Raw genomic sequence first — 26,846 nt, 5'->3', positions numbered from 1 at the left:
CAGACATTAATCGTGGATCTGATTGATGGCAGACACCAACTGGTTGATAGAATTTTGAGCCTTTTGCTGCTGCTGAGCGGGGACTTTACCCGAACCGCCCGCCGCCAGGTTGCTCTCCGCCTGGGTGATGGTGGTGGTCGCGGCGGCGTTCGCCGCAGCTCCGGCGGAGTTGCCCGCCGGCGCCGTCCCCGTATCGGACGCGTCCGCCTTGCCCGCCCCCGTGTGGGATCCCCCGCAGCCCCAGAGGGTGGCTGCCATCACCGCGGCGATGGCCAGGGTCCAGCCCTTGGCGGCTGAGTTTGGCTTCCATCGCTTCACGGCTGCATCCTCCTGAATTTCGTCCGTCTCGCGCGAGACACTCATAGCTTCGCTGGGGCACTGGGCGTTGTGAGGGTGGGGGTGGGGTTCTGGAGGAGAAAGCAAATGCGCGGGGTCGCGTGTGCGACACCCGCGCGGGAGAGAGGAAAGAGGTGGCACCAGTCAAGGGCCGCGGGACGAGGTGTCCCCCGCCGGGCCCTGTTGCTCCTGCGTCAGACGTCACGACGTCATTCGGCGGTGGCGGCGCGCCAACAGGCGCAGGGTTTCCAGCCCGTATACCAACAGGGCGGCGCCGACGAACACCATCACGTGCCAGAGGGCGTGCACCAACCGGTAGTCGGGCAGGGTGTCCGGCAGGCCCGGGAAGAAACCGGCCAACAGCAGCACCACGCCGATGTAGGCGCACAGGGTCGCCTGCCCCACAGTTCGCTTCACGAGCTGATCCCCCTCTCCTCGGGTTGGGTGACAACATCGCTGGCGTGGGCCCACCATGCCGTCTGCAGCCCGAACAGCACCCCGGCCAGACCGTACAGGGTGTGGGTCAGGTAGTGTTGAATCATGCCCAATTCCGCCCACGTCTGCACGGCCGGCCAGGAGGCGAAGATGAGGAGCAGTGCGCACGCCACGACGGTCGACGGGATCTGCCTCATCGCGAGACCCTCCTTAGCATTCCAGTACAAATTCTGGTTGGTCTTTACAGTCTCGTTATAGACAAAAATGAGAGGCGTTAAACGCGCGCGAGCCGTTTGGACCTCAATCCGGCAGGCGCCGGAAGTGGCCCACGATCTCCGTCGTCTCGAGGACGGAGATGAAGACGTGCGGATCGATCTCGGTGCAGATGGCCCGCAGCTCCGACAGCTCGAAGTGGGTCAGGGCGCACATCAGCACGCCGGTGGGGGCGTTGGTGTAGGTGCCGGAAGCCTGGATGAGCGTGCTGCCCCGCCCCAGACGCGTACCGATGGCGCGTGCCATCTCCGGGGCGCGCGGGCTGACAATCAGCGCGGTCTTGCGGTTCTGGAAGTTCATGAGGGTGTTGATGACGCGCGAGGTGGCGAACATCGACACCAGGGAGTACAGGCCCGCCTGGACGCCGAAGACGGTCATCGACGCGAGCACGATCAGCATATTGATGCCGAACGACACCCCTCCAACGCTGCGGCCCGTCACCCGGTTCACGGCAAGGCTGAGGATGTCGGTGCCCCCGGACGATCCCCCGACCCGGATGATGAGCCCGGACGAGATGCCGAGCAGGACGCCGCCGTAAAGGCTGATGAGCAGCGGATCGGTGGTCGGCAAATTGAACCCGAGGTGCACCAGGTCGGTGAAGGCCGAGAAGGCCACCACCGCGATCCCGGTGAGCAGCACGAACCGCTTCCCGAGATACCGGTACCCCAGGACGAACAGCGGGATGTTGAGCAGAAAGTAGACCACCCCGATGGGCACGTGCAGGAAATAATACAGCAGCTGCGCGACGCCCGTCACGCCGCCGGGCAGGATGCGGGCGGGGGCGAGGAAGCTGTTGACCCCGACGGCGCCGATGAGGCAGCCGGCGAGGATGACCAGGATGCGCACGGAGTAGGCGAACAACCAGTGCCCTCTCGGGTGGAACACGTCATTGACGTCGATGTGCGGCAGGCGCGGCGATTGCACCCCGTTTCCCTCCTTGACAGCAGGCCGGGGAGACCCCGGGATCGACCCTAGTGTAACAGGAACAGGGCACCAGACGCATGTCCTCCGCAGGGTGCCCGCGAACGTGCTCTTCCCACGCCCCGTGCGGCGGGCGGCGCGGGTGCGGTGTATAATGGGAGGGAAGTGGACACTTCCGCCGCGCTGGCCGCGTACGGCGCGGGGACGGAGGACGGCATGGGCACCAAACACGAGCAGATCTTGTCCTACATCGAATCCTTGCCGATCGGCGCGCGTATCAGCGTGCGCGGGGTCGCGCGCACTCTGCGGGTCAGCGAGGGCACCGCGTACCGGGCCATCAAGGAGGCCGAGCTGCAGGGGTTGGTCAGCGCGATCGATCGGATCGGAACGGTGCGCATCGAGCGGCCGCAGAAGAAGCACATCGAGCGCCTGACGTTCGCCGAAGTGGTCGGCATCGTCGACGGCACCGTGCTCGGCGGACGCGACGGGTTGTACAAGACGCTGAACAAGTTCGTCATCGGCGCTATGCAGCTGGAGGCGGCGGTGCGTTACATCGAACCGGGAAGCCTGATGATCGTCGGCAACCGTGAGCAGGTGCAGCGCATGTCGCTGGAACACGGGGCGGCGGTGCTCATCACGGGCGGTTTCACCGCGTCGGAGGAGGTGCAGCGGCTCGCCAACGAGCGGCAACTGCCGATCATCTCCTGCACCTACGACACCTTCACCACGGCCACGCTCATCAACCGCGCCATCTACGATCGCCTCATCAAAAAAGACATCGTCTTCGTCGAGGACGTCCTCGGCAACCAGCAGTTGGCGGTCCTGCCCCGGCGCGCCACGGTGCGCGACTACCTGGACATCGCCGAGAAGAGCGGGCACAGCCGCTTCCCGGTGGTGGACGACGCGGGCCGGGTGGTCGGCATCGTCACCGCCCGCGACGTGGCGGAGTCCGCGCCGGACACGCCGGTGGAGCAGGTGATGTCGCGCAATCCGCACACCGTGTCGTTGAAGACCCCCATCGCGTCGGCGGCGCACCAGATGGTGTGGGAGGACATCGAGCTGATGCCGGTGGTGCAGAACAAGCGCCTGGTCGGCGTGTTGAGCCGCCAGGACGTCATCCGCGCGCTGCAGCTGACGAGCCGCCAGCCGCAGATGAGCGAGACGGTGGAAGGCATCGTCCTGCGCGGGTTCGAGGAGGTCCACCACGACGACCGGACCCTCTCGCTGGTGGGGGAAGTCACGGCGCAGATGACGGGTGCCACGGGCACCCTGGCGACGGGGCCGCTGATGGTGCTGATCGAGAACTGCGCCCTCGCCTGTCTGCAGCGCAACCGCAAGGTGGACATGGTGGTGGAGAACGTCACGCTGTACTTCATGAAGCCGGTCCCGGTGGACGCGCGGCTGGAGGTGCGCGCCCGCATCCTCGACTTTGGGCGCCGCTTCGCCAAGGTGGACGTCGAAGTGTACGCGGGGCAGGACTTCAGCGCGAAGGCCATGCTGACGACCCAGGTGTTGGAGCGATAACCGCCAGGAGGAGGGATGGGTGATGGGATTCGTCCACCTGCACGTGCACAGCGAGTATTCGCTGCGCGAAGGGGCCCTTCGCCTGGCGGATCTGGTGCGTCTGGCGGCCGAGATGGAGATGCCGGCGGTGGCGGTCACGGACACCAATGCCCTGTATGGAGCCGTCGCCTTCTACCAGATGGCGCAACAGGCGGGCGTGAAGCCCATCGTGGGCGCGCAGCTGACCGTGGGCGCCGACCAGGACGCGGAGACATTGGCGGAAGGCCGGCCGAACGGTCCACCGGTCGATCACGCCGTCCTCCTCGCCACCTGCTACGAGGGCTATCAAAACCTCGTGCGGCTCGTCACCCGGGCGCACCAGCGGGATCGTCAGCCGTTTGTGACGTTTTCGGAGTTGGCCTCCCATTCGGAGGGCCTCATCGCCCTCGTGGGCGGGGGGGAGTCGCTGCCCTTGCGCTGGTTTTCGGCCGGGCGCGAGGCGGAGGCGGTGGCTTGGTTGAAGCGGTGGGCAGACGTGTGGCCAGCAGGTGACCTGTACATCGACGTGCAGGATCACCAGTTACCCGAGGAGCGCCGCGGCCTGCCGGGCTTGGTGCGCGCGGCCCGCCAACTCGGCCTGCCTCTGGTGGCGACCAACGATGTCCACTACGCCCGCCGCGAGGACGCCCCCGTGCAGCGGGTGCTGGCCCAGATTGAGGCCGGTCCCGGGACGCACATGTTGCAGGGCGATCTCTACCACTTCGCGAGCCCGGAGGAGATGGCGCGCCGCTTCGCCAAGCTGCCGGAGGCGCTCGCCGGCACCCTGGCCATCGCCGAACGGTGCCAGCTCACCCTGCCCATCGGACAGACATTGTTGCCCCGGTACCCGACGCAAGGGGAGCCTGCGCCCGTGGTGCTGCGGCGGGCGGCGGAGGCCGGGGCACGCCAGCGCTACGGCGAGCTGACGGACGCGGTGCGGGATCGCCTGGACTACGAGCTCGGCGTCATCGAGCGGATGGGGTTTTCCGATTACTTTCTGGTGGTGGCGGATTTCATCCGCTTCGCCCACAAGAACGGCATCTCCACCGGCCCCGGACGCGGGTCGGCCGCGGGGAGCCTGGTGGCGTACGCGCTGCGCATCACCGACGTGGATCCGCTGCGGCATAAGCTTTTGTTCGAGCGCTTCCTCAATCCGGAGCGCGTGTCGTGGCCGGACATCGACACCGACTTCGAGTATGAGCGCCGCGGCGAGGTCATCCGGTACGTGGTCGAACGGTACGGGGCCGATCACGTGGCCCAGATCGGCACCTTCGGCACCCTCGCGGCGCGGGCGGCCATCCGGGACGCCGGGCGCGCGCTCCAGGCGGATGCCGGCGTCATTGACCGGCTGGCCCGGTTGATTCCGTCCCACCCCGGAATGACCTTGGCCAAGGCCCTGGAGGAGGCGCCGGCCATCGGCCAGATGCTGGTGGAGAGCCCCGAGGCGCGCAGGGTCTGGGAGACGGCCCGGGGCATCGAGGGCTTTCCGCGCCACACCTCTATCCACGCTGCCGGGGTGGTGATCTCGCCGGTGCCCTTGAGCGATCTGGTACCGGTGCAGCCCGGGGCCGACGGCGTGCCGGTGACGCAGTACGCCATGGAGGACATCGAGGCCCTCGGGCTCATCAAGATGGACTTTCTCGGGCTGCGCACGCTCACGTTGATCGACCGTTGCACGGCCAGCGTCGAGGCGCGGACCGGACAGAAGCTGGACTGGCGCCGGATCCCGGAGGACGATCCGCGGACGTACGCGATGCTCGCCCGCGGCGAGACGAACGGCTGCTTCCAGCTGGAGTCGGCGGGGGTGCGGCGGGTCCTGCGCGATCTGCGCCCGACGGGGCTGGAGGACCTCATCGCGGTCATCTCGCTGTACCGGCCAGGGCCGATGGAGAACATCCCGGCCTACATCGACGGCAAGCATGGCCGGGCGCCGGTGACCTACCCGCATCCGGACCTGGAGCCCATCTTGCGGGACACCTACGGGGTCATCGTGTACCAGGAGCAGATCATGCAGATCGCCTCGCGGATGGCCGGGTTTTCGCTCGGTCAAGCGGACCTGTTGCGGCGGGCGGTGGGCAAGAAGAAGCGAGAGGTGCTCGACGCGGAGCGGTCGCGCTTCGTCGAGGGGTGCGTCCGATCGGGGTACGACGAAGCCCTGGCCCACAGCGTCTATGACCTCATCGTCCGCTTCGCCGATTACGGATTCAACCGCAGCCACGCGGCGGCCTACGCGGTGCTCGCATTTCGCACCGCCTACCTGCGCGCGCACCACACGGCCGATTTCCTGGCGGCACTGCTGACGATGGCGATGGGGGACGAAGCCAAGACGCGGGAGTATGTGCGCGACGCACGGCAGCACGGCATCCGCGTCCTGCCGCCGAGCGTCCTCGAGAGCGGTGCAGGGTACACGGTGGAGGCGGACGACACCATCCGCACCGGGCTGCTCGCCATCCGCAACGTCGGACGAGGCGCGGTTGAGGCGATCCTGGAGGCGCGGGCACAAGGGCCGTTCCGGTCCCTGGTGGACTTCTTGCAGCGGGTCAACCCGAGAGCGTGCAACCGCAAGGCGGTCGAGAGCCTCCTCGCGGCGGGGGCCCTGTCATCGTTTCTGCCAGAGGGCGCGAGCCGCCAGGCCGCCCTGGACATCCTCGAGGAGGCGTACCAGCTGGCGGAGGAGGGCCGCCAGTCGCAGGGCCTCGGCCTGTCGTGGGACGAGGGGCGCCCGGTCCAGGAGCGGGTGCTGTACATCCGTTACGACCCGCGGCGGGGGCCTGAGGACGTGCTCGAGCGGGTGAAAGACCTGTTGGTCCGGCAACCGGGCACGGTCCGGGTCGCCCTGTACGACCAGGCGAGGCGCCGCGCGCGGCTGCTGCAGCCGCGCTGGTCGGTGGCGCTGACGCCGGAGCTCATCGGGGCCTTGGAGGAAGTGGTGGGCATCGGGAACGCGAAGGTCGGTTGGATGCCACGCCGCTGACGCGCCGGTCAGACACGGGTGACACACCGGAGACACGCTGGAGACAGGCCGTGATCTCCGGTGATGATCCATGTTCGAAACGTGCTATAATGTCTGACAACGGCGGCTGCAGCATCCGCTGTCGGGCCTTGGAGCGGGCTGCCGATGCCGGATCGTGGAGCGAGCCGTCTGAGAAGTGGCACGAATCCGTAAAGGGGATGTTTTCCGTGGCGTTGCGGGAGGACGCGCTGGAGTTGCACCGACTCAACCGCGGCAAGCTGGCGGTGCAGCCAAAAGTGCAGGTGGAGAACGCGCGCGACCTGAGCTTGGCCTACTCGCCGGGGGTCGCGGAGCCCTGCAAGGAGATTCACCTCGACAAATCGAAAGCGTACGAGTACACGGCGAAGGGCAACACGGTGGCCATCGTCACCAACGGGACGGCGGTGCTGGGGCTTGGGAACATTGGCGCAGCGGCCGCGTTGCCGGTCATGGAAGGCAAGGCCGTGCTGTTCAAGGCCTTCGCAGGCGTCGACGCCTTCCCCATCTGCCTGGACACGGAGGATACCGACGAGTTGGTGCGGGCGGTGAAGATGCTGGAACCCCAGTTCGGCGGGGTCAACTTGGAGGACATCGCGGCGCCGGCCTGCTTCGAGATCGAGGAGCGGTTGAAGCGGGAGACGGACATCCCCATCTTCCACGACGACCAACACGGCACTGCGATTGTCACCCTGGCCGGCCTGATCAACGCCCTGAAGGTGGTCGGAAAGCGTATCCAGGACATCCGCGTCGTCGTAAACGGCGCCGGGGCGGCGGGCATCGCGACCGTCAAGCTCCTGTTGTCCGCCGGAGTCCGGCACATCATCCTGTGCGACACGAAGGGCGCCATCTACCGCGGGCGGACCGTCGGCATGAACGAGGTCAAGCGGTTGGTGGCTGAGAACACCAACCCGGAGGGGAGACAGGGGACGCTCGCCGACGTGATCGCAGGAGCGGACGTGTTCATCGGCGTATCCGTGGCAGGGGCGTTGACCGGCGAGATGATGCGGACGATGAACGAGGATCCCATCATTTTCGCAATGGCCAATCCGGTGCCGGAGATCCATCCGGAGGAGGCGCTGGCGCTGGGGGCGCGGGTCGTCGGCACGGGGCGCAGCGACTATCCGAACCAGATCAACAACGTGCTCGCCTTCCCGGGCCTGTTCCGCGGCGCGCTCGACACGCGGGCCAAGCACATCACCGAAGAGATGAAGATGGCGGCCGCCCATGCCATCGCGGGCCTGGTCGGCGACGAGGAACTGCGGCCGGATTATGTCATCCCGAAGGCGTTCGATCCCCGCGTCGCCCCGGCGGTCGCGGCGGCGGTGGCGCAGGCGGCCATCGAGGGCGGGGTCGCCCGCGTGAAGGTGGATCCCGCCGAGGTGGCGGAACGCACGCGGCGTATGGCGAGTATTCGTTGAAGGCAGACGCGGCCGGTCCGCGGCGAGGGGGGTGCCTGGGGACGGCGCGCCAGGGGATGGGCGCGTCGCACGGCACCCCTGTTGGTTTGTGAGTCCTCCGGCGCGTGTGATAGAATCATGGACGACACGTCATCTTATCCGTGATCAGGGGTGGCCCGGGCAGGCCCGTCGCGGGGCCGCGGGTTCCCGGACAGGGGAGAATCACCTGCCATGTGGACCGTCATCTACATCGCGCAGTCGGACAAGCAGGCGGAGCAGATTCGACGCCGGCTGGCGGACGAAGGGTTCTTGGTCAAGGTTCGGAAGACGCATGTCTCCAAACAGCAATACGAGATTCTCATCCCGGAGAGCGAGTTGGACGAGGTCCAGGAAGTTTTGAACGACGTGCTGCACTCGTCCTACGAATAAGCACGCGGCGTGCACGCGAGGTGACAAGGTGCTCAAGGACCTGTTTCACAAAAAGCGCCAGTACGCGACCCTCGCCGGGCAGACGGCGGAGGAGCGGGCGAAGGGGCCCGCCGCGGCGCCGAGGGACAACATCCCGCAGGGCCTGGTGAACAAGTGCCAGTCCTGCGGCGCACTCTTGATCTCGAAGGAACTGCAAAAACACGTCAACACCTGCCCCCACTGCGGTTATCATTTTCCAGTCGACGCCCGCACGCGGATCGACATCACCCTCGACCCCGACAGCTTCTTTGAATACGACCCCGGGATCACATCGGTCGATCCACTGTCGTTCCCCGGCTATCCCGAGAAGCTGCGCAAGGCTCAGGAGGCCACCGGCCTGCTTGAGGGGGCGGTCACCGGCGAAGGGACCCTCGACGGGCACCCGGTGGTCATCGGCGTCATGGATTCCCGCTTCATCATGGGCAGCATGGGCTCCGCGATGGGCGAGAAGCTGGCGCGGGCCATGGAGCGCGCGGCGCAAAAGCGCTACCCGCTCATCCTGTTCACTGCCTCGGGCGGGGCGCGCATGCAGGAGGGGATCCTGTCGCTGATGCAGATGGCCAAGACCAGCGTCGCCCTGGAGCGGCTGCACGAGCGGGGCGTGCTGTTCGTGTCTGTCATCACCCACCCGACGACCGGGGGCGTCAGCGCCAGCTTCGCCAGCCTCGGCGACATCATCCTCGCGGAGCCGGGCGCCCTGTTCGGTTTTGCCGGCCGGCGCGTGATTGAGCAGACCATCCGCCAGAAGCTGCCGGACGACTTTCAGACCGCCGAGTTCAACCTGAAGCACGGGATGGTGGACAAGGTGGTGGACCGCAAGCAGATGCGCGACACCCTGGCGGCCATCCTGCGCATCCACGCGGCGAGGGGGTGGGCGGATGCCCAATGAGCTGGAGTTCGAGAAGCCCATCCTGGAGCTGCGGCAAAAGGTCGACGAACTGCGCCAGTTGATGGAGACCACCGGCATCGACCTCACCGAGGAGGTCGCCAAGCTGGAGGACCGCCTGGCGGAGCTCTCGCAGAGCGTCTACCAGGGGCTCACCGCCTGGCAGCGGGTGCAGCTGGCGCGCCAGCCGGGCCGGCCCACGACGCTGGATTACATACGCGGCTTGTGCACCGATTTCGTCGAACTGCACGGGGATCGCAATTTCCGGGACGATCCCGCCGTCGTCGGCGGGATCGGCCTCCTCGAGGGGCGGCCGGTGACGGTCATCGGGACGCAGAAAGGCCGCGACACCAAGGAGAACATCTACCGCAACTTCGGCATGGCCCATCCGGAGGGGTACCGGAAGGCCCTCCGGTTGATGAAACAGGCGGAGAAATTCGGACGGCCGGTGATCCTGTTCATCGACACGGCCGGCGCATATCCGGGAATGTCTGCGGAGGAGCGCGGCCAGAGCGAGGCCATCGCCCGCAACCTGCGCGAGATGGCCGGCCTTCGCACGCCGACGGTGTGTTTCGTCACCGGCGAGGGGGGCAGCGGCGGCGCCCTGGGGCTGGGGGTGACGGACCGCGTCTATGTGCTCGAATATGCCTGGTACTCGGTCATCGCCCCCGAGTCGGCGGCGGCCATCCTGTGGAAGGATGCCAGCCAGGCCCCCCGGGCCGCCGAGACGATGCGGATCACCGCGTCTGATCTGCTGGCCCTCGGCATCGCCGACGAGGTCCTGCCAGAACCGCCAGGCGGCGCGCAGAAGGACCCGGCAGCGATGGTGGCGCGGGTCAAGGAGAAGGCCATCCAAGCGCTCGAGGAGCTCTCCCGGGTCCCTATTGCCCAACTGCTGCAGGCGCGTTACGATAAGTACAGGGCTATGGGAAGTTTTGTGGAACGGTGAACGGATTTGGTGCCCGTCCGACGGCGGGCACCCCCTTCTTGATCAAACGGGACAAAAAATGTCCAGGCGGGCAAAATATGTTCCCGCGAGGCGGAACCGGAAGAATGGTACAAACTGTAGACCAAGACCCATCAGAAGCCTCCGCGACACCCGCCGGCGGGCGGGGAGGAGGCCAGAGGGGAGGAGACGGTTGTGAAGCGGATCGCGGTGTTGACCAGCGGCGGCGACGCGCCAGGAATGAACGCGGCGGTGCGGGCGGTCGTGCGGACGGGCATCTATCACGGCCTGGAGGTCGTCGGCATTCAGCGCGGTTACAGCGGGCTGTTGCACGAAGAGCTGATGCCGATGACGCTCGGCTCGGTGGCCGACGTGATCCAGCGCGGCGGCACCGTGCTGTACACGGCGCGCTGCGAGCCGTTCAAATCGCCCGAGGGCCAGCGGCAAGGATACGAGGTCTTGCGAAAGCACGGCATCGACGGGCTGGTCGTCATCGGCGGAGACGGATCGTTTCGCGGTGCCCAGAAACTGGCGGAGCTTGGCATCCCGACCATCGGCATCCCGGGCACCATCGACAACGACATCCCCTGCTGCGACGCCACCATCGGATTCGACACGGCGGTCAACACAGCCATCGAGGCCATCGACAAGATCCGCGACACGGCGACCTCCCACGAGCGCACCTATGTGGTCGAGGTGATGGGCCGCAACGCCGGCGACATCGCGCTGCACGTGGCCTTGGCGGGCGGGGCCGAATCGGTGCTCATCCCGGAGGCGCCCTTTTCGCTCGACGAGGTGATCCGCCGCTTGGAGCGTGGGGTCGCGCGCGGCAAAAAGCACTCCATCATCCTCGTCGCGGAGGGGGCGGGCAGCGGGATCGAAATCGGGAAACACCTGGCGACGCACACCGGCTTCGAGGTGCGGGTGACGGTGCTCGGCCACATCCAGCGGGGCGGGGCGCCGTCCGCGCGGGATCGCGTGCTGGCCAGCCAACTGGGCGCCTACGCGGTGGATTTGCTGCGCCAGGGGGCGAGCGGTAAAATGGCGGCGACGCAGAACGGGGCGCTGGCAGCCGTGGACTTCGAGACGGTGTTCTCGACCCACAGGCAGCCGGACATGCGGTTGTACGAGCTGGTGAACATGTTGTCCATTTGAGCTGCGGCGGCGCGGGTGTCCGCGCGGACGACAGGTTCCGCCCGGGCGGGGCGAGCGTCTTTGGGGCGCCCGCGCAGGGACTTTGGATGAAGGGTGAAGGGGCATGAGGAGAACGAAGATCGTCTGCACCATCGGGCCGGCCAGCGAGTCGCCCGAGATGTTGGAGGCGCTCATCCGCGCCGGCATGGACGTGGCGCGCCTGAACTTTTCGCATGGCACGTATGACGAGCACAAGCAGCGCATCGACCGCATCCGCGAGGCGGCCCGGCGTGTGGGCAAGCACGTGGGCATCATGCTGGACATCAAGGGGCCGAAGATCCGCACCGGCAAGATCCAGGGCGGGGAGGCGGAGCTGAAAGAGGGGGCGACCATCGTCCTGACGGTCGACCCGCTGGAGTACGGGACAGCGGAGCGCGTCTCCATCTCCTACGAGGGGCTCGTCGAAGACGTATACCCGGGCGCACCCATCCGCATCGACGACGGCCTGATTGGCCTGGTGGTGGAGCGCGTCGAGGGCCGGGACATCGTCTGCCGCGTGACCAACGGCGGGATCCTGCGCGATCGAAAGGGCATCAACGTCCCCGGCGTGACGCTGCGCATCCCGGGGGTGACGGAGAAGGACGCCGCGGACATCCGTTTTGGGATCGAGCAGGGAGTGGATTTCATCGCGGCCTCGTTCGTGCGCAAGGCGGCGGACGTACTCGAGGTCCGGCGCCTGCTGGAAGAGCAGGACTACCACGCGGACATCATCGCGAAGATTGAGACGCAGGAAGGCCTGGACCGCCTGGCGGAGATTGTCGAGGTGGCGGACGGCATCATGGTGGCCCGCGGCGATCTCGGCGTGGAGGTCCCGACGGAAGAGGTGCCGTTGGCGCAAAAGCGGATGATCGCGCTGTGCAATGCGGCGGGCAAGCCGGTCATCACGGCGACGCAGATGCTTGACTCGATGCAGCGCAACCCGCGGCCGACCCGGGCGGAGGCGAGCGACGTGGCGAACGCCATCTTCGACGGCACGGACGCCATCATGCTCAGCGGCGAGACGGCGGCGGGCCGCTACCCGCTGGAGGCGGTGCGGACGATGGCGCAGATCGCGGAGCGGGCCGAGCGGGCGCTGGCCGAGCACGAGGTCACCGGCCGGCACAAGACGGGTGTGGAGCGGGCGATCACGGATGTCATCGGCCACGCGGCGCAGACGATGGCGTCCGATCTGGGCGTGAAGGCCATCCTGACGGCGACGACCTCTGGCTACAGCGCCCGCATGATGGCCAAACACCGGCCGGCCGCGCCCATCGTCGCGGCGACGCCGCGGCCGGAGGTGGCCCGGCGGCTGACGGTGACCTGGGGCGTGTACCCGGTGGTGGTGCGGGAGGCGTCGACGACCGACGAGGTCCTGGAGACGGCTGTCGACGGGGCGCTCGACGCAGGCCTGGTCCAGCACGGCGACCTGGTGCTGATCATCGCCGGGGTGCCCGTCGGTCAGCGCGGTACGACCAACCTCATCAAGGTCCACACCATCGGCGAGGTGTTGGTGCAAGGCATCGGGATCGGCCAGAAGGCGGTCAGCGGCCGCGCCGTCGTCTCGCGAAACACGGAGGACATCCTGGCCCGGACGAAGGAAGGCAGCATCCTCGTCACGACCAGCACCGACGCGGAGCTGGTCCCGGCGATGGAGCGGGCGGCCGCCATCATCACCGAGGAGGGCGGGCTGACCTCCCACGCGGCCATCGTCGGCCTGAACCTGGGCAAGCCGGTCATTGTGTCGGCGCAGGGGGCCTTGTCGAAGGTGGAAGACGGGGCGCTCATCACGGTCGATCCGCAGCGCGGATTGGTGTACAAAGGCCGGGCGCAGGTGTTGTGAGGCGGCAGACCGCGCCGGGCCTCCATCGGCACCTCTGAACGCAGGCTGCCCAGACCGCGTCCCGCAGTCGGGTATGGGTGTATGCCGTGGCATGTCCCGAACCCGTGCATAGGGTGGAAGTGTATTCATCTTCCACTTCCATGCAAAGGAGGCATGCCGCATGTTGACCCTGATCTCGCACCACCTGGGGATGCTGGTGTCCCTCTGGATCGTCCTCATCGTCACGGGCGTGAACCTGGTGGTCCAGGTCATCAAGGGGCTCACGGGCCAAGGCAGCTGGCACGAGATGGCGAGCGCGGCGACCCATCCGCTGCTGTATCACATCCTGCCGCTCGTTCTGCTGGCCGGGTTGACGACCCTCGATCCGACGCACTTCCTGGTGCTGATCTGGTACTACTTGGCCGCGCTTCTGGTCATCATCTCCGATCTGCTCAACCTGTCGCAGTATATCAAGCGGTGACACCCGTCCCGCCGCATGGGTTCAGCCCCAGCCGGAGGAATTCGGCTGGGGCTGAACAATTTTCACATCATACATTCAGCAGCTTCAGAAATCGGCATCTGCTTCCCTCCCAACTTTCCTTCCATCGTTTCCTGCAGGGACTCGTCCGTTATGGAACGAGGACGGCCCTTCCGTTGATCTGACCCTTGTCCAACATTTCCAGAACCCGCCATCCGTCGGACAGTTCATATTTGGTGGCATGCAGCCTCACCTTGCCGCGGGCATACAGCTGCATGAGTTCGTACAGCTCCGTGTAGTTCCCCACGAGATTTCCGATGATATTGAATTCGTTGTTGATCAGGTCGAGCGACGGGGCCTTGAGCACGCCACCGTACCCGACGACGAAATAGGTGCCTCCCTTGCGCAGCATCCGCATGGCCTCTGCGTGCGTCTGGTCGGTTCCCACGAAGTCGATGATGATGTCGGAACCCCGTCCCTTTGTCAGATCCCGCACCTGTTCCACCGTCCGATGGTTGGCAAGAACCCCGCGATCCGCTCCGTATTCAAGTGCCAAATCGAGGCGGACGCGATCCGTGTCGACAGCCAGAATGTCTGCACTGCCCAGCTCTCGCATGAGTTGGACCGCGATGTGTCCAAGGCCTCCCATTCCGATCAGGGTCACGGTTGTCCCGGGTGTTGCCAATGGGGCGGCTTTCCGCACCGCGCGGTAGGCTGTGATTCCCGCATCGGCGAGCGGTGCGACATCGTCGGGGCGAACGTGGTCTTCCAGCCGGATCAGGGAACGTTCCCCTGTCTTGATGAATTGGGCGTAGCCGCCGTCCACGGTGAGGCCGGGAAACCGCATGTTCTCGCAGTGCATGTCTTCGCCCGCCCGGCAACTGAGGCACTTGCCGCAGCTGATGACCGGATGCAGGATGACCGGGTCGCCTACGCGGAATTCGGTGACTCCGCTGCCTACGGCCGCCACCCATCCTGCGTTCTCGTGCCCGATGATATGAGGCAGCGGGGTTCCCAGTGTTTCCGCCCAGACGCCCTCAACCAGGTGAAGGTCGGTCCGGCAGACCCCCGCGCCCCCAATCTTGACGATCACATCTGTCGGTTCCGTAATCTGGGGTTCCGGGACGTCTTCAAAACGCAGAGGGCTGTGGTAAGCGTGCAACCGCCAAGCTTTCATACGTGCATCTCCTCCATCGCAGGATCCTCACCCTGGTATCGTGTTCGCAGCAACCCACGGCAGTACACCGCATTGACCTCCTGATTTACGCGGGCGTTGCGAGCGAATTTCATGTGGACCGGCATCCCCTCGGCGGGGATGGGGGTTCCGCTGAGGTCTACAAACCCCTTGTCGTGGGGGCCACATGTTTGAAAAATCTCGGTCAGCACTTCGAGATATCGTTCCACCAATGGTGCTGACGTCGGATCTGGCAGTGCGCGCAGGTCTGAAACGGTCATCGTCGCGATATCATGGTCCGATTTGCCGGCGGCCCTGAGGTGCCGATACAGGCGCTCCTGCCGTACCAGGAACGCCTTCCGGCGGAAGTGAAAGCGCAGGCTCTCCAGTTCTCCATTGGACAGCTCCGGGAATGTCTCCGTGAATGATCTGCCGTGTTCAATTCCTTGATTGATGGCGTCTGATTCGGAGTGATCGACCAATCGCACGTGAACGTTCTTGACCCACGGCAACTCGGCCACGCGCTGTTTGATGTCGCTGGCCATCAGAAAAGCGAAGTTGGGTGCACACCAGTAGGTTGGAAGCCGGAAGGAGACGGTGACATCGCTTTCATGAACCTCGATCTCGTGGACGAAACCGAGCTCGGTGAGCGGTTGGTCCAACTCTGGATCGAGCACCAGAGCAAGACGTCCGTACACCTCAGCGTGTCGGTCCTCTCGCGTCACCTCATCCACCTCCTCACGCCCGGGCGGGAGTCCAGGACGAAATCTGGGCGGCCAGGGCGTCATGTGCCAGTTCGGCTTTGCGCGCCTCGATGTCAATGCGGTACAGTCGAGCCGCATTTTCTGCAAGGATCTTCTTCTTGACCGGGAGTGTGAGCTCGACACCTGTCTCTTCCGCGATGTCACGGGGCAGTTCAAAGTCCATGAATTTCTCTATCAGCCAGTCAGGTTCCCAAATGGCATAGTCACTCCCGAACAGAATCCGGTCCTCGTCCAACCAATACAGCAACTCGCTGAGGATCTGCGCGAAGTAGCGAGGGCGGCTGTGGATGAACGGCATGACCACCGCGAGGCCGGCGTACACATTCTTCTCTTGGGTCGCGATCCAACAAAAGTCTTCCAAGCGCGGCAGGCCGACGTGTTCCACGATGAAATTTAGATTGGGAAATGCACTTGCCGCGTCATCCACGTCGGCGACGTCGAACGCATCCCGATTGAGCGGTGTGATGGTCGGTCCCTTGTGCACGTGGATATTGCGGATGCCGAGCGATTCACACTTTTCCAGGTAGCGGTACGACCAGTCGTCGGAAAGCTTGTAACCCTTGGAGTTCCCTCGCCACTCCGCTGTGTACAGTTTCACGCCCTGGAGATGGTACGTTTCAGCGAGGTATTCGAGGACTTCCAGACCTCTCTCTCCATCACGCGGATCGAAGTACCCGTTCCCAATGAAGCGGCCAGGATATTCCTGTACCAAGGTCGCGTTCTTCGCGACGTCCCCGAATCCGTTCCGATAGAACTCAATCAGGGGAACGGGCTGAAAGATAGCCACATCCACGTAGCCTTTGCCGAACACATCCCGCAGCAGAGTCTCCCGATCATACTTGTAGAACTTGTCGCGGGGCCATATCCGTTCCTTGGGGCTCAGGTTCCTGTGATAGTCGTAGAAGCAGCTGATGAACTGTTCCCCGTGCACGTTGCGTTGGTTCTCCTGGCTCCCGTCCCACCATGCGATGTGCGCGTCGATCACGACAATCTCTTCGCCCTCTCGCGTCCGGAACATCCACTTCTCCTCCTCCGTTTTCATGTATCAGCCATCGTCGTGGCTGGGTCCCCGCGGACGGGGTTCACCGCCTGAAAGACAGCAGGATCTGTGCCAATCGTGTCGGGAGACAGAACACGCGGATACGCGAGGGTGCAAACGGAGCGCCCCGATTGGACTCTGTGTCGCAGATTGCATCTCATCCGCGGCCAACGGGATCGTTTCCTGGCGACTCGCCGAGTCGAGGCGGGGCAAGTGCGTGCCGTCATCCATGAGTCGTGGTTACGTTCCGCCAAGCACGGGGTCAATCCAAATCGAATCCAGCCTCGGCGAGCGGAGGGAGTCCCTGCGGACACAAATCTCTTGTTTCGGTGGTTGGAACATGCGGCCAGACACTCGGTCCTCCAGGAGATGCATGCCGTATCGGCAGCCTCCGGATGTGTCGTTTTGATTGCGGATGAAAACGGTGTCATCCGACTTGTGGATGGTCCAGACAGGTTACGCCACACCGCGGAGGAGTTGCTTCAATGCCAAGAGGGGACTTGCTGGTCCGAAGAAGTGGTCGGGACCAACGCGCTTGGGACGGCCCTGGCTGTCGGGCGACCGGTGGAGGTCCTCGGCGCGGAACACTTCTGCGAGTCGGCGCATGCCTGGGCCTGTGTCGCTGCACCCATCCTGCATCCGGTGACACGCCGGGTGATCGGGGTGGTGGACATGACGGGATGGTTGGAGACTTTTCACCCGCACACGCGGATGGCTGTACTGGCCACTGCGCATGCCATTGAGGCCATGGTACGTCTTCGCGTGGAACGGGATCGGCACCTACTTTTGGACCATTTCTCGGACACGGTGATTCGGGACACTACTTCTGACTGGTTCGCCGTCGATACTTCCGGATGGGTTGTCAAAGGAACGCGGGACACCGATGAACTCGGTCTCAACCTGGAGATGAACTTCAAAGCGCCTTGGCGGGATGAAAGGGTTGGGGAGATCGCTGGCAAGCATGGACCCTTGAGGTTCCACTACGTGCCCTGTTACGACGGAGACTGGCTGACCGGTGGTTTGATGCGTGTGGAGTCCATCGATGGATGGTCGCGAGGCAGACGCATTTATGCTCATGCAGCTTCCGGATCGTTTCGCACGTGCAATCCACACAGAGGGTGCTCGCCGCCAGGGACCATTTGTGGCCGTTAACTGCAGTGCGATTCCGAAGGAGCTTGCAGCGAGTGAATGGTTTGGCTATGTGGGGGGTGCATTTACGGGAGCGTCCAAACAGGGAGCGCGCGGCAAATTTCAGTCTGCGAACGGGGGGACATTGTTTCTGGATGAAATTGCTGATATGCCGATGGAAATCCAGCCGCTATTACTTCGAGTGCTGGAGGAGCATGAGGTCACTCCGGTGGGCGCGGATCGGGCTGTCCGGGTGGACGTCCGCATCGTCGCGGCATCTCATCAGGACCTGCGTGCAGCAGTCGATCAAGGCAGGTTTCGCGAAGACCTGTACTATCGGTTGAGCGTATTGACCCTTCGTGTTCCGCCGCTGCGTCGCCGTGGCGAAGACATCTTGGTGTTGGCGCAGCGGTTTGCCGAGGAGGCGGCCCGGGAGCTCGGGTTGCGTGTGCCCAAAATGAGCACGCGTCTATGCGAACATCTAATGGCGTATCCTTGGCCGGGTAACGTTCGCCAATTAAAAAACGTGATGTACCGCATGGTGGCGAGTGCTGTGTGCGACGTGCTGGACATAGAACACCTTCCGGACGAAATTCGCCGGGTGGATTCCATCGATCCTGACCAGCCGACCAGACGCGGAACCTTGAGACAGCAGGAATTGCGTTCCATCGTAGAGACGCTTGAGCAGACTGAACACAACGTGACCGAAGCAGCACGCCGGCTTGGCGTCAGCCGAAGCACCATCTATAGGAAGCTGCAAAAGCTGCAGAAATAGACGACCCCCGCCCCGTGTTCCGCTAGAATAGAAGACAGCGAGGCGCGCCTGCGGATCGCCGTGAGCGCGCCGAATCTTTTCCGGACAGGAGCGGGACCGATCGGATGGACGTACCGTTTCAGATCAGCGAGATCGCGCGATTCGGCGCGGCGCTGTGCGTGTCGACCACTTCCCTCACGCGCCAACGAGGCTATGATCATTGGCAGCGGGGGCGCGTCCGGTCATTGACCTTCCAAGTGACGGGCGCCCTCGCCACCGTCTCCGGGGCGCGGATGTATGCCATCCAACTGGACTGGGTCAGCGGGCGTGTCCGCGGCTACTGCACGTGTCCGTCTGACCAGGCGTTCTGCGAACACATCGTCGCCGTCTACCTGACGTTGATCGATGCCGTGGGAGGCGATCCGCTGGCCTTCGTGTACGGCCTCGGCACCGGCCTCGAGGGCCTGGAAGGAGCGGACGAGTCCGCAGCGGCGGGGGAAGCGGCACCATCGGATTCGGCCCCGGCTTCGCCGTCTGAACCTGCCACCCGGACCGAGCCATCGGGAACGCGCTCGGCCCAGGAGGCGATCTCCCCGCTGCCGGCGGAGCTGGCCCAGGTCGCCCGGGCTATGGACGAGCAGTTGGAGTCCCTGCGCCAGAGGACGCCTGCGCACCAGTTGGCGCAGGAGATCAGCTGGCTTCAGGATCGCCTGTTGGCGTCCGTGCCCCGGCGTGGCCCAAACGGGCTGCTGGCGCGGATCGTCGCGCACCTGTGTCTGATCCACGCCCTCTGGTTGCACGTGCACCGCCTGAAGGGATACCCCCGTTTCGTGGTCGCGGAGGCGGAGCGGGCCGCCCGCCGATCCATCAACGATTTCCACCAGTGGCTGTCCGAGGTCGAGGAACGTCTCCCCGAAGGTGTGGAGGCCCCCGAAGCCTGGGCGCACTTCCTTCGATCCCGCTGCCTCCTGCCGCCCCTGATCAGCGCGGACGCCGTCCTCGCGGCGCAGTCCGTGTGGGATCTCCTGCTCTTGGGACAGCCCGCCCTGTGTGATCGCGAGATCGCTTGGCTACGGGCGCAGGAGCCCGCGTGTCCGGCGGATCGAAGGCCGTATCTGCGGCACATGATCGCCTACTTGCAGGCGGCCGCCGGCCGGCCGGGGAGGCGCTGGCGGAGGTCAAGCCGGTGGGCGTGCCGGAGGGCGCGCTCGTGGTCAACACGCTGCTGGCCGTGATGCGAACACAGAAGGTGGACGAGCTGTTCACGTGGCTGCGGTGGCTGCGGGACACCCTGGGGGCGCACAGCACGGCGCACGAGCGCTACGTCGCCCCGGTGTGGCGCATCCTGGCGGACCACCACGAGGCGGCGCGCGCGGAGTACGAGGAGATGCTGCGCGCACGCGGCGGCCGGGAGTACCGGTTGTATCTGTTGCAGCGGGATCGATTTGAGGAATGGGCGGACGTGGTCATGATGGCCCTCTGGAACGTGCCTTTCCTGGCCAAGGACGAGGCGGACGTGGTGGCGCGCCAGAAACCGGAGGCGCTGATCCCGGTCTACCACCACCTGGTTGAACGCCTGGTCGATCAGCGCCAGCGCGACGCGTACCGCGAGGCGGTACGGGTCCTGGTCCGCCTGCGGAAGCTGTATCACAAGGTGAAGCGGCCGGACCGCTGGGAGGCGTTCATCGCACGCTTTGCCAAGCGGCATCAGCGCCTGCGCGCCCTGCAGGAGGAGCTGCGGCGCAAGGGGGTGGTGGAATGAGTCAGATGATGTCCATCCGCCTGGTGTTTCGCTGGTTGCCGGGGCGAGGGGTGTTGATCCAGGACCCGGACGAACCTATTGCCGACGCGGATCTGCTGAAGCGCCGCGCCCACCTGGTCTTGGCGCACCACCCGGACACCTTCTACGGCACGGACGTGGCGCTGATGACGGACACGGATGAAGACCTCTCAGGAATCCTGCTCACGCCGCTGCAGGCGGTGACCTTTTTCGCCCAACTGGAGCCAAACCGGATGGTCCATTGGGATTGGCCGGACGATCTCCGGGTCTGGCGTGAAGCCGCGCAGCGCATGGCGGACGCCTTCGCATCCAACCGCCTGGCCCCGGCGCTCGACGGCGCGCGGCCCGGGCGGCCCGCTTGGCGGCTCATTTTGGAGGACGGTACGGATGCGCTGGCCGGTCTGCCGGACTGGGTTCGAGAGTGGGCGAATCTGGCCGTCTGGGAGCTGGTGGAGGCCGACGCGGACCTGGACCGGGCGTGGCAGGGGGTGCTGGACGCCCACCCGGTGTTGGCGGAGGACCCGGGCCGCGGCCTGTGGCTGGATGAGGCGCAGTGGCACGAGGCCATCGGTTGGCGTCCGGACCCGTGCCCGTTCACGGCCGCGCTGAGGCTGTGTGAGCCGGCGATGGGCCTCGAACGCGGGGCGAGTTGGGACGATGCCGCGGACGGCCCCACGGGCTGGCGGCTGCAGGTGGTTCTGCGCGACAAGGTTCAGCCGGACCTGGTGTACGGTCTGTGGCCAGACGTGGCCCGGGAGGGGCGTCTGGCGCCGAGGACAGGTCCGGAGGGACGAACGGCGGAGGGCACGCCGGAGACCGGGGTGGCGCTGGACCCGGACCTGCCGCCGGCGCCACCGGACTGGTTGGCGTACGAGGAACGCCTGCGGCAGTCCGTGGGGCATTGGTTGGCGGCGGTGCCGTGGCTGGCCGATGCCGGCGGCTGGCTCCCGCGCGGCAGCCTGTCGGAGGCGGACGCGTGGCGCTTTCTCACGGAGGCCATCCCGCCGCTGCGGGCGGCGGGTTGCCCGGTGATGGTGCCGGCCTGGTGGGAGCGGGCGATGCAGCAGCGGCCGCGCCTGCGGGCGAGGGTGCGTCCGGCGAGCGGAGTGCATGGCATGTTCGGGATCGATCAGACGGTGCAATTCGACTGGCGCGTCGCGCTGGGCGGCGAGGAGATGGACCCGGAGGCGTTCGAGCGTCTGGTCGCTCAAAAGCGCCGCCTGATCTGGTTCCATGGCCAGTGGCGTGTCGTCGACCCGGCCTGGGCGCAGCGCCTGCTCACGACCATGAAGCGGCGCGGGGAGGCGCTCACCTTGGCGGACGTGTTGGAGCGGGCCCTGCTCGGCGGCGACGCCGGTGCGGGGGCAGATGGGGAACCCGCCGGGGCGGACCGCGCGGACGGCGCTACGGAGGACGGCTCGGAGCCCGGTGGGGACGGCGAGCAGCCCAGGGGGGACTGCGCGATCGCGGCGGACCCCGGGATCACCGGCACCGCGGAGGCGCCGTTTGAGGTGGCGCTCAACGAGCCGTTGCGGGCGTTGATCGGCGGCCTCAGGGACATCCGCCAGATGCCGGTCCTGCCCACGCCGCCGGGGTTCCGGGGGGAGCTGCGCGCCTACCAGCGGATCGGCTTCTCCTGGTTCGTCTTCCTGCGCCGCTTCGGCCTGGGTGCATGCCTGGCGGACGACATGGGCCTCGGGAAGACGGTGCAGTTCATCGCGTACCTGCTGCATGTACGGAGTGAGGGGGCGGCGCTGGGCCCGGCGCTCATCGTCTGCCCGACGTCGGTGGTCGGCAACTGGCAGAAGGAGCTGGAGCGGTTCGCGCCGGGGCTGCGCGTGTACGTGCACTACGGATCTGGCCGCGCGAAGGCCGAGGCGTTCGCGGACGCGTGCCGGGAGGCGGACGTGGTGGTGACGTCGTACACGCTGGCATACCTGGACGGGGATCTCCTCCAAGGCGTCGTGTGGGACACGGTCTGCCTGGACGAGGCGCAGAACATCAAGAACCCGCACACGAAGCAGGCGCAGGCGGTGCGCCACCTGCAGGCCCGCCACCGGGTGGCGATGACGGGGACGCCGGTGGAGAACCGGCTGACGGAGCTGTGGTCCCTGTTCGCTTTCCTCAATCCCGGGTATCTGGGCAGCGAGCGGGCGTTTCAGAGCCGTTTCGCGGCGCCCATTGAGAAGTCGGGGGACGCGGCGAGCACGCGCGTCCTCCAACGCCTGGTGCGGCCGTTCCTGCTGCGCCGGATGAAGACGGATCCGGGGGTCGCGGCCGACCTCCCGGAGAAGGCGGAGGCGAAGGTGTACGTGCCGCTGACGAAGGAGCAGGCGGCGCTGTACGAGGGCGTGCTGCAGGACATGTTGGCGCGCCTGGCGGACGTGGACGGCATGGAGCGGCGGGGGCTGGTCCTGGCCACGCTGACGAAACTGAAGCAGATCTGTAACCACCCGCTCGCGTTTTTGAAGGCCGATCCCGCGGGCCCGGGGGCCGAGGCGGCCTCGCGGTCGGCGGTTCGGGCGGTGCGGCGCCCGGGGGCCGTGCGGGGCGGCTGCGGGGGCGTTCGGAGAAGCTGGAGCGCCTGCTGGAGATGGTCGAGGAGGTCCGGGCGTCTGGCGAGCGGTGCCTGGTGTTCACGCAGTTCGTCGAGACGGGCGAACTGTTGCGGCGGGCATTGGAGGACGCCCTGGACGAGCCGGTGCTGTTTTTGCACGGCGGGGTGCGTCCGCGCGATCGCGATCGCATGGTCGAAACGTTCCAGGACCCGGCGTCGCGGGCGGGGGTATTCCTGCTGTCGCTCAGGGCCGGCGGCGTGGGGCTCAACCTGACGGCGGCGACGCACGTGTTCCATTTCGACCGGTGGTGGAACCCGGCGGTGGAGAACCAGGCGACCGACCGGGCGTACCGCATCGGCCAGCATCGCCATGTGCAGGTGCACAAGTTCATCACGTTGGGGACGTTGGAGGAGCGGATCGATCAGCTCATCGAGCGCAAATTGGCCCTGGGCGAGCAGATCATCGGCACGGGTGAGCAGTGGATCACGGAGTTGTCGACGGAAGAACTGCGCGATCTGTTCGCGCTGCGCCGCAGCTGGGTGAACGAGTAGGCGGGCGGCGGTGGAGCTGCGACAATGATGACGGGAGGGATGGTGGATGCCGAGGCGGACGGGATCGGCGCAGACGAACGGCGGGGCTGCGGGATCAGGGCGGGCCGCGAAGCCGAGGCGTCGCGGGCGGCCGCGGCGCGAGGCGGCGGTGAAGGCCGCGATCCCGATGCCGGACGGGGTCTCGCCGGCCTGGCGGGCGTTCTATGAGGCGCTTCACGCGGCGTGGCAGCGGCGCCGGTGATCGATCGTTTTGGCTGCGGGTTTTGGCCCCGCGGGGACGAGCTCCGGGCATTTCGGGCGTATGCGGCGGCGTGAGGGCACGGGAAGACGGAGCGCGGCCGCGGGGCGGGTGTCCGGCCCGCCGGGGAACGTGTGCGTATATGCTGATCCCGGAGCGGGGGGATCAGTATGGACGAGGCGCGGCTGGACAAAGAACGGGGCTACCTCGACAAATGGGAGATGTACAAGGCGTTGCGAGGGCGGCGGCTGGGGCCGTGCAGGCTGCCGTACACGGAGCGCCTTTCGGATGAGGCGTTGGTGCGGATGCTGGGGCGATTTCGCCGGGTGTACGTCAAGCCGGTGGACGGCTGGGGCGGGCATGGCGTCGGCGTGATCGCGCGGCGAGGCGATCGGTGGGCGTGGACGGTACAGGGCGAGCCGACGCGGTGGTTCGTCCGGGAGGCGGACCTGGTACAGGTGGTGCGGGCGGCATACGGAGCGCGCAGGGGCGTGGTGCAGCAGGCGGCCCCGCTGGCTCGCTACCGGGGCCGTCCGTTTGACGTCCGTGTGCATCTGCAGCGGGACGCGGAGGACGCATGGGTGTACGCGGGGGAGCTGGTGCGCGTCGGCGGTGCGGGGGCATTGGTTTCGAACGTGGCGGTGAGCGGCGGCGAGGTGCTGCCGGCGGACGAGGTCATCCAGGCGGTGTTGGGGCGCAGGAGGATGCCGATGTTGCTGCGCCAGTTGCGCACCGTGGGGCTGGCGGTGGCGCGGGAGCTGGAGCGGTACCGGCTGTTTGAGGAGATGGGGATCGATCTCGGTGTCGGCCGCGACGCCCGCCTGTGGCTGATTGAGGTGAACACGGACGACGCCCTGGGGGCGCCGAGCCACGAGCTGTTCGCGCACCTGCCGGACGGCCGGGTGTACGAGGCCATCCGGGCCCGTGCGGAAACGCGGCGCAAGGCGTGGGCCCGGTGGTTCTTCGACGCCCTGGATGCGCCGGACGCGCGCGGCTTGGAGGAGTGACTCGGGCGGGCGTGGCTGGAGCGGCCGCGGCGCGGTGCGTCGGGGCAGGAGTGGCGGTCATTGGGGCGGGAGCGGGTGCGGCGGCGGTGCGTCGGAGCAGGAGTGGCGGTTCGTTGGGGCAGGAGCCGGTCCTTCAGGTGGTAACAACCGAATTGTGCTTATGCAACCTGGGCCCATTGGTCATAGCAACCGAATCGTATTTATGGAGCCCGCCTGGTGCATTCATAGCGACGGTTTTGCATGTATCCGGGGCAGTGGCGGGGCCGGCCAACCTCATTAAATCAAGTTCGCCGCTTTATTTGACCGTCTCGGGTTGAGATAACGTTGAATTGTTGAGTAACGGTCCGCCACCCCGGCTCGATAACATCAAACGTGGTGTTTTCCGCCCTCTCACCCAATCGAACGCCTGCGATCCACCCATCCACGCCTCTCCCGCACCCCAATTTCCGGCAGGAAGTTGCGTTCCCCGCGAGCGGCCGATATAATGAATCGTAAACTTGAGCACGAGATCGGCGGCGAAAAGGAGAGTACGCGCGGTTCGCCTTTCCAGAGAGCCGGGGCAGGGTGGAAGCCCGGCAAGCGCGATGCGCGGAGTGGGCCTCGGAGCCAGCCTTCCGAACGACACCGTACCCTGGGGCCGTAGGAGGGTTCGGATCACCCCCGTTATCGGGTGGCTGCCTGGCGCGTTGCGTGATCCAGGCAGGGCGAGGGCGCGCCCCGGTTGGTGGCGCGAACCTGGGTGGTACCGCGGCATACGTCCGTCCCAGTGAGGGATGGGCGTTTTTTCATGCGCATCGGTAACGGTGCGGTGTGGCGCGCTACGCCCGGTGCGCCCGGGCCGCCCACGACGCTTAGGCCCGGGCCGCGACGACGCTCGTGCCCGCACGCCACAACGCCGCTGCCCGGGCCGCTGCCGCAAAACGCTCAATAGCACTTGAATCCAATACCGGATCCAAACCGAAAGGGAGGTCATATCCATGAGCACGCGTCCGCGTGTCCTGTCCGGCATTCAACCGAGCGGGACCATGACCATCGGCAACTATCTCGGGGCCATGAAGAACTTCGTCCGGCTGCAGGACGAGGCCGATTGCCTGTTTTGCATCGTGGATCTGCACGCCATCACCGTTCCCCAGGACCCCGCCGACCTGCGCCGCAATACCCTGAGCTTGGCCGCGTTGTATTTGGCCTGCGGGATCGATCCGGAGAAATCCACACTCTTCGTCCAATCGCACGTCCCCGCGCACGCGGAGCTCGGCTGGCTCCTGCAGTGTGTCGCGCACTACGGCGAGCTGTCCCGCATGACTCAGTTCAAGGACAAATCCGCCCGGCATGAGGTGGTGACCGCGGGGCTGTTCACCTATCCCGCCTTGATGGCAGCCGACATCCTGCTCTACCAGGCCAACCTGGTACCCGTGGGCGAGGACCAGAAGCAGCACCTGGAACTGACCCGCGATCTCGCAGAGCGGTTCAACCACCGCTTCGGGGAGACGTTCACGATTCCCGAGCCGTACATTCCGAAGATCGGCGGACGCATCATGAGCCTGGAAGACCCGTCGAAGAAGATGAGCAAGAGCGACGCAAGCCCGAATGCTTACATCGCGATGCTGGATGAGCCGGACGTCATCCGCAAGAAGATCATGCGCGCCGTGACCGACTCCGGCCGGGAGGTGCGGTTCGATCCCGATGCCAAACCCGCCGTCAGCAACCTTATCACCATCTACGCCCTGTGCGCCGACAAGACGGTGGCTGAGGTGGAGGCGATGTACGAGGGCAAGGGGTATGGCGACTTCAAACGGGACCTGGCGGAGGTCGTCGTCGCGGCACTCACCCCCATCCAGGCGCGATACCGCGAGCTGCTCGGTTCCGGCGAGCTGGAGGACATCCTGCGCCGAGGCGCCGAGGCCGCAGCCGAGCGGGCGAATGCCACCCTGCGCGACGTGAAGGAGAAGTTCGGGTTTTTGGTGTGAGCGGAACGGAGGCCCGCTCCGATGCCTTCGAAGGGGAGCGTCCGACGGGCCTCGCGTGGACCGCTCGTTCCCTAGATTGCGAACATTTTATGAACATTCCGTGATTATGGCGCGAAAGCCTTTGCTTCTTTGTTGCATTCTGCAAGTGTGATATGATCTTTCACGGGCTTTATGGAGCTTTTCCACGCGATACGGACCCCGTCTCACCGTATACTCACCA

24 protein-coding genes and 1 pseudogene are annotated in these 26,846 nt (G+C 66.1%); 18 read left to right on the top strand and 7 right to left on the bottom strand.

Features of this window, described 5'->3' with window-relative positions; translation table 11 throughout:
- Positions 1 to 6: 6 nt before the first annotated feature.
- The 4 genes from N687_RS0108790 to N687_RS0108775 all read right to left on the bottom strand — a co-directional run bounded on the left by N687_RS0108790 (position 7) and on the right by N687_RS0108775 (position 1,968).
- Positions 7 to 318, bottom strand: coding sequence for a hypothetical protein (locus N687_RS0108790; RefSeq protein WP_029421504.1), 312 nt, complete (start codon positions 316 to 318; stop codon positions 7 to 9).
- 219 nt (positions 319 to 537) lie between these two features.
- The gene (locus tag N687_RS0108785) at positions 538 to 753 is read right to left on the bottom strand and encodes a hypothetical protein (protein ID WP_029421503.1); all 216 of its coding nucleotides are present in this window, start codon (positions 751 to 753) and stop codon (positions 538 to 540) included.
- A complete protein-coding gene (locus N687_RS0108780) occupies positions 750 to 968 on the bottom strand; it encodes a hypothetical protein (protein WP_029421502.1) in 219 nt (72 codons plus the stop codon). The genes N687_RS0108785 and N687_RS0108780 overlap by 4 nt, the downstream gene beginning before the upstream one ends.
- 103 nt (positions 969 to 1,071) lie before the next feature.
- Entirely contained in the window at positions 1,072 to 1,968 is an 897-nt protein-coding gene (locus N687_RS0108775; RefSeq protein WP_231493440.1) for a YitT family protein, read from the bottom strand.
- A gap of 213 nt (positions 1,969 to 2,181) precedes the next feature.
- Between N687_RS0108775 and N687_RS0108770 the strand changes: the two genes are divergently transcribed.
- The 9 genes from N687_RS0108770 to N687_RS0108730 all read left to right on the top strand — a co-directional run bounded on the left by N687_RS0108770 (position 2,182) and on the right by N687_RS0108730 (position 13,669).
- Positions 2,182 to 3,489, top strand: a complete 1,308-nt coding sequence (locus N687_RS0108770; protein WP_029421500.1) for a DRTGG domain-containing protein — start codon at positions 2,182 to 2,184, stop codon at positions 3,487 to 3,489.
- A 22-nt stretch (positions 3,490 to 3,511) separates the two neighbouring features.
- Positions 3,512 to 6,481, top strand: a complete 2,970-nt coding sequence (gene dnaE, locus N687_RS0108765; protein ID WP_029421499.1) for a DNA polymerase III subunit alpha — start codon at positions 3,512 to 3,514, stop codon at positions 6,479 to 6,481.
- Positions 6,482 to 6,687: 206 nt separating this feature from the next.
- A complete protein-coding gene (locus tag N687_RS0108760) occupies positions 6,688 to 7,917 on the top strand; it encodes an NAD(P)-dependent malic enzyme (protein WP_029421498.1) in 1,230 nt (409 codons plus the stop codon).
- Between the two features lie 210 nt (positions 7,918 to 8,127).
- Positions 8,128 to 8,325 (top strand): hypothetical protein, encoded by a 198-nt coding sequence (locus N687_RS0108755; RefSeq protein WP_029421497.1) that lies wholly within the window; start codon positions 8,128 to 8,130, stop codon positions 8,323 to 8,325.
- 28 nt (positions 8,326 to 8,353) lie between these two features.
- Positions 8,354 to 9,253: an acetyl-CoA carboxylase, carboxyltransferase subunit beta gene (gene accD, locus N687_RS0108750; RefSeq protein WP_029421496.1), complete on the top strand. Its 900-nt coding sequence runs from the start codon at positions 8,354 to 8,356 to the stop codon at positions 9,251 to 9,253.
- Entirely contained in the window at positions 9,243 to 10,199 is a 957-nt protein-coding gene (locus tag N687_RS0108745) for an acetyl-CoA carboxylase carboxyltransferase subunit alpha (RefSeq protein WP_029421495.1), read from the top strand. Before accD ends, N687_RS0108745 begins: the two co-directional genes overlap by 11 nt.
- A 192-nt stretch (positions 10,200 to 10,391) precedes the next feature.
- Complete coding sequence (gene pfkA, locus N687_RS0108740) at positions 10,392 to 11,351, top strand: 6-phosphofructokinase (RefSeq protein ID WP_029421494.1); 960 nt, start codon at positions 10,392 to 10,394, stop codon at positions 11,349 to 11,351.
- Positions 11,352 to 11,454: 103 nt separating this feature from the next.
- A complete protein-coding gene (gene pyk / locus N687_RS0108735; protein ID WP_029421493.1) occupies positions 11,455 to 13,209 on the top strand; it encodes a pyruvate kinase in 1,755 nt (584 codons plus the stop codon).
- 160 nt (positions 13,210 to 13,369) lie between these two features.
- A complete protein-coding gene (locus tag N687_RS0108730; protein ID WP_029421492.1) occupies positions 13,370 to 13,669 on the top strand; it encodes a hypothetical protein in 300 nt (99 codons plus the stop codon).
- Between the two features lie 148 nt (positions 13,670 to 13,817).
- On the opposite strand, the gene N687_RS0108725 is transcribed toward N687_RS0108730, so the two are convergent.
- Genes N687_RS0108725 through N687_RS0108715 form a run of 3 tightly spaced genes read right to left on the bottom strand, consistent with a single transcriptional unit; the run spans position 13,818 to position 16,622 of the window.
- On the bottom strand, positions 13,818 to 14,843 hold the full coding sequence (locus tag N687_RS0108725; protein WP_029421491.1) for an NAD(P)-dependent alcohol dehydrogenase: 1,026 nt from the start codon (positions 14,841 to 14,843) through the stop codon (positions 13,818 to 13,820).
- Positions 14,840 to 15,565, bottom strand: a complete 726-nt coding sequence (locus N687_RS0108720) for an iron-sulfur cluster assembly protein (RefSeq protein WP_051663086.1) — start codon at positions 15,563 to 15,565, stop codon at positions 14,840 to 14,842. The genes N687_RS0108725 and N687_RS0108720 overlap by 4 nt, the downstream gene beginning before the upstream one ends.
- 13 nt (positions 15,566 to 15,578) lie before the next feature.
- The gene (locus N687_RS0108715) at positions 15,579 to 16,622 is read right to left on the bottom strand and encodes an amidohydrolase family protein (protein ID WP_029421489.1); all 1,044 of its coding nucleotides are present in this window, start codon (positions 16,620 to 16,622) and stop codon (positions 15,579 to 15,581) included.
- Positions 16,623 to 16,712: 90 nt separating this feature from the next.
- Here N687_RS0108715 and N687_RS22105 point away from each other — a divergent pair, with 90 nt between their 5' ends.
- From N687_RS22105 to trpS, 9 genes and pseudogenes are all read left to right on the top strand, one after another.
- Positions 16,713 to 17,795: a GAF domain-containing protein gene (locus N687_RS22105; RefSeq protein ID WP_331280132.1), complete on the top strand. Its 1,083-nt coding sequence runs from the start codon at positions 16,713 to 16,715 to the stop codon at positions 17,793 to 17,795.
- Positions 17,686 to 18,546, top strand: a complete 861-nt coding sequence (locus tag N687_RS0108710; protein ID WP_081841262.1) for a sigma-54 interaction domain-containing protein — start codon at positions 17,686 to 17,688, stop codon at positions 18,544 to 18,546. Before N687_RS22105 ends, N687_RS0108710 begins: the two co-directional genes overlap by 110 nt.
- A 104-nt stretch (positions 18,547 to 18,650) precedes the next feature.
- Positions 18,651 to 19,760 (top strand): SWIM zinc finger family protein, encoded by a 1,110-nt coding sequence (locus N687_RS0108705; protein ID WP_029421487.1) that lies wholly within the window; start codon positions 18,651 to 18,653, stop codon positions 19,758 to 19,760.
- The gene (locus tag N687_RS0108700) at positions 19,712 to 20,287 is read left to right on the top strand and encodes a hypothetical protein (RefSeq protein WP_029421486.1); all 576 of its coding nucleotides are present in this window, start codon (positions 19,712 to 19,714) and stop codon (positions 20,285 to 20,287) included. Before N687_RS0108705 ends, N687_RS0108700 begins: the two co-directional genes overlap by 49 nt.
- Positions 20,284 to 22,701: pseudogene (locus N687_RS25470) on the top strand (DEAD/DEAH box helicase); the annotation flags it as partial. The gene N687_RS0108700 and the pseudogene N687_RS25470, both read left to right, overlap by 4 nt.
- A 197-nt stretch (positions 22,702 to 22,898) precedes the next feature.
- Entirely contained in the window at positions 22,899 to 23,414 is a 516-nt protein-coding gene (locus N687_RS25465) for a C-terminal helicase domain-containing protein (RefSeq protein WP_231493438.1), read from the top strand.
- Between the two features lie 46 nt (positions 23,415 to 23,460).
- Complete coding sequence (locus tag N687_RS20885) at positions 23,461 to 23,655, top strand: hypothetical protein (protein ID WP_035462116.1); 195 nt, start codon at positions 23,461 to 23,463, stop codon at positions 23,653 to 23,655.
- 167 nt (positions 23,656 to 23,822) lie between these two features.
- Entirely contained in the window at positions 23,823 to 24,659 is an 837-nt protein-coding gene (locus tag N687_RS0108685; protein WP_029421484.1) for a YheC/YheD family protein, read from the top strand.
- A 977-nt stretch (positions 24,660 to 25,636) separates the two neighbouring features.
- Positions 25,637 to 26,626, top strand: a complete 990-nt coding sequence (trpS, locus tag N687_RS0108680) for a tryptophan--tRNA ligase (RefSeq protein ID WP_029421483.1) — start codon at positions 25,637 to 25,639, stop codon at positions 26,624 to 26,626.
- Positions 26,627 to 26,846 lie beyond the last annotated feature (220 nt).

This window comes from Alicyclobacillus macrosporangiidus CPP55 (genome assembly GCF_000702485.1).
Lineage (GTDB): Bacteria > Bacillota > Bacilli > Alicyclobacillales > Alicyclobacillaceae > Alicyclobacillus_H > Alicyclobacillus_H macrosporangiidus_B.
Note: the sequence above shows the minus strand (reverse complement) of the source record. Positions and strands in the feature narration are given on the sequence as shown.

What these genes read in the sequence shown, in the direction of transcription:
- N687_RS0108705 (WP_029421487.1), top strand. Translation starts at nt 18,651, where the DNA reads ATGGACGTACCGTTTCAGATCAGCGAGATCGCGCGATTCGGCGCGGCG.
- N687_RS20885 (WP_035462116.1), top strand. Translation starts at nt 23,461, where the DNA reads ATGCCGAGGCGGACGGGATCGGCGCAGACGAACGGCGGGGCTGCGGGA.
- N687_RS25465 (WP_231493438.1), top strand. Translation starts at nt 22,899, where the DNA reads ATGGTCGAGGAGGTCCGGGCGTCTGGCGAGCGGTGCCTGGTGTTCACG.
- N687_RS0108780 (WP_029421502.1), bottom strand. Translation starts at nt 968, where the DNA reads ATGAGGCAGATCCCGTCGACCGTCGTGGCGTGCGCACTGCTCCTCATC.
- pyk (WP_029421493.1), top strand. Translation starts at nt 11,455, where the DNA reads ATGAGGAGAACGAAGATCGTCTGCACCATCGGGCCGGCCAGCGAGTCG.
- dnaE (WP_029421499.1), top strand. Translation starts at nt 3,512, where the DNA reads ATGGGATTCGTCCACCTGCACGTGCACAGCGAGTATTCGCTGCGCGAA.
- trpS (WP_029421483.1), top strand. Translation starts at nt 25,637, where the DNA reads ATGAGCACGCGTCCGCGTGTCCTGTCCGGCATTCAACCGAGCGGGACC.
- N687_RS0108725 (WP_029421491.1), bottom strand. Translation starts at nt 14,843, where the DNA reads ATGAAAGCTTGGCGGTTGCACGCTTACCACAGCCCTCTGCGTTTTGAA.
- N687_RS0108730 (WP_029421492.1), top strand. Translation starts at nt 13,370, where the DNA reads ATGTTGACCCTGATCTCGCACCACCTGGGGATGCTGGTGTCCCTCTGG.
- N687_RS0108745 (WP_029421495.1), top strand. Translation starts at nt 9,243, where the DNA reads ATGCCCAATGAGCTGGAGTTCGAGAAGCCCATCCTGGAGCTGCGGCAA.
- N687_RS0108755 (WP_029421497.1), top strand. Translation starts at nt 8,128, where the DNA reads ATGTGGACCGTCATCTACATCGCGCAGTCGGACAAGCAGGCGGAGCAG.
- N687_RS0108685 (WP_029421484.1), top strand. Translation starts at nt 23,823, where the DNA reads ATGGACGAGGCGCGGCTGGACAAAGAACGGGGCTACCTCGACAAATGG.
- N687_RS0108715 (WP_029421489.1), bottom strand. Translation starts at nt 16,622, where the DNA reads ATGTTCCGGACGCGAGAGGGCGAAGAGATTGTCGTGATCGACGCGCAC.
- N687_RS0108710 (WP_081841262.1), top strand. Translation starts at nt 17,686, where the DNA reads ATGGATGGTCGCGAGGCAGACGCATTTATGCTCATGCAGCTTCCGGAT.
- N687_RS0108770 (WP_029421500.1), top strand. Translation starts at nt 2,182, where the DNA reads ATGGGCACCAAACACGAGCAGATCTTGTCCTACATCGAATCCTTGCCG.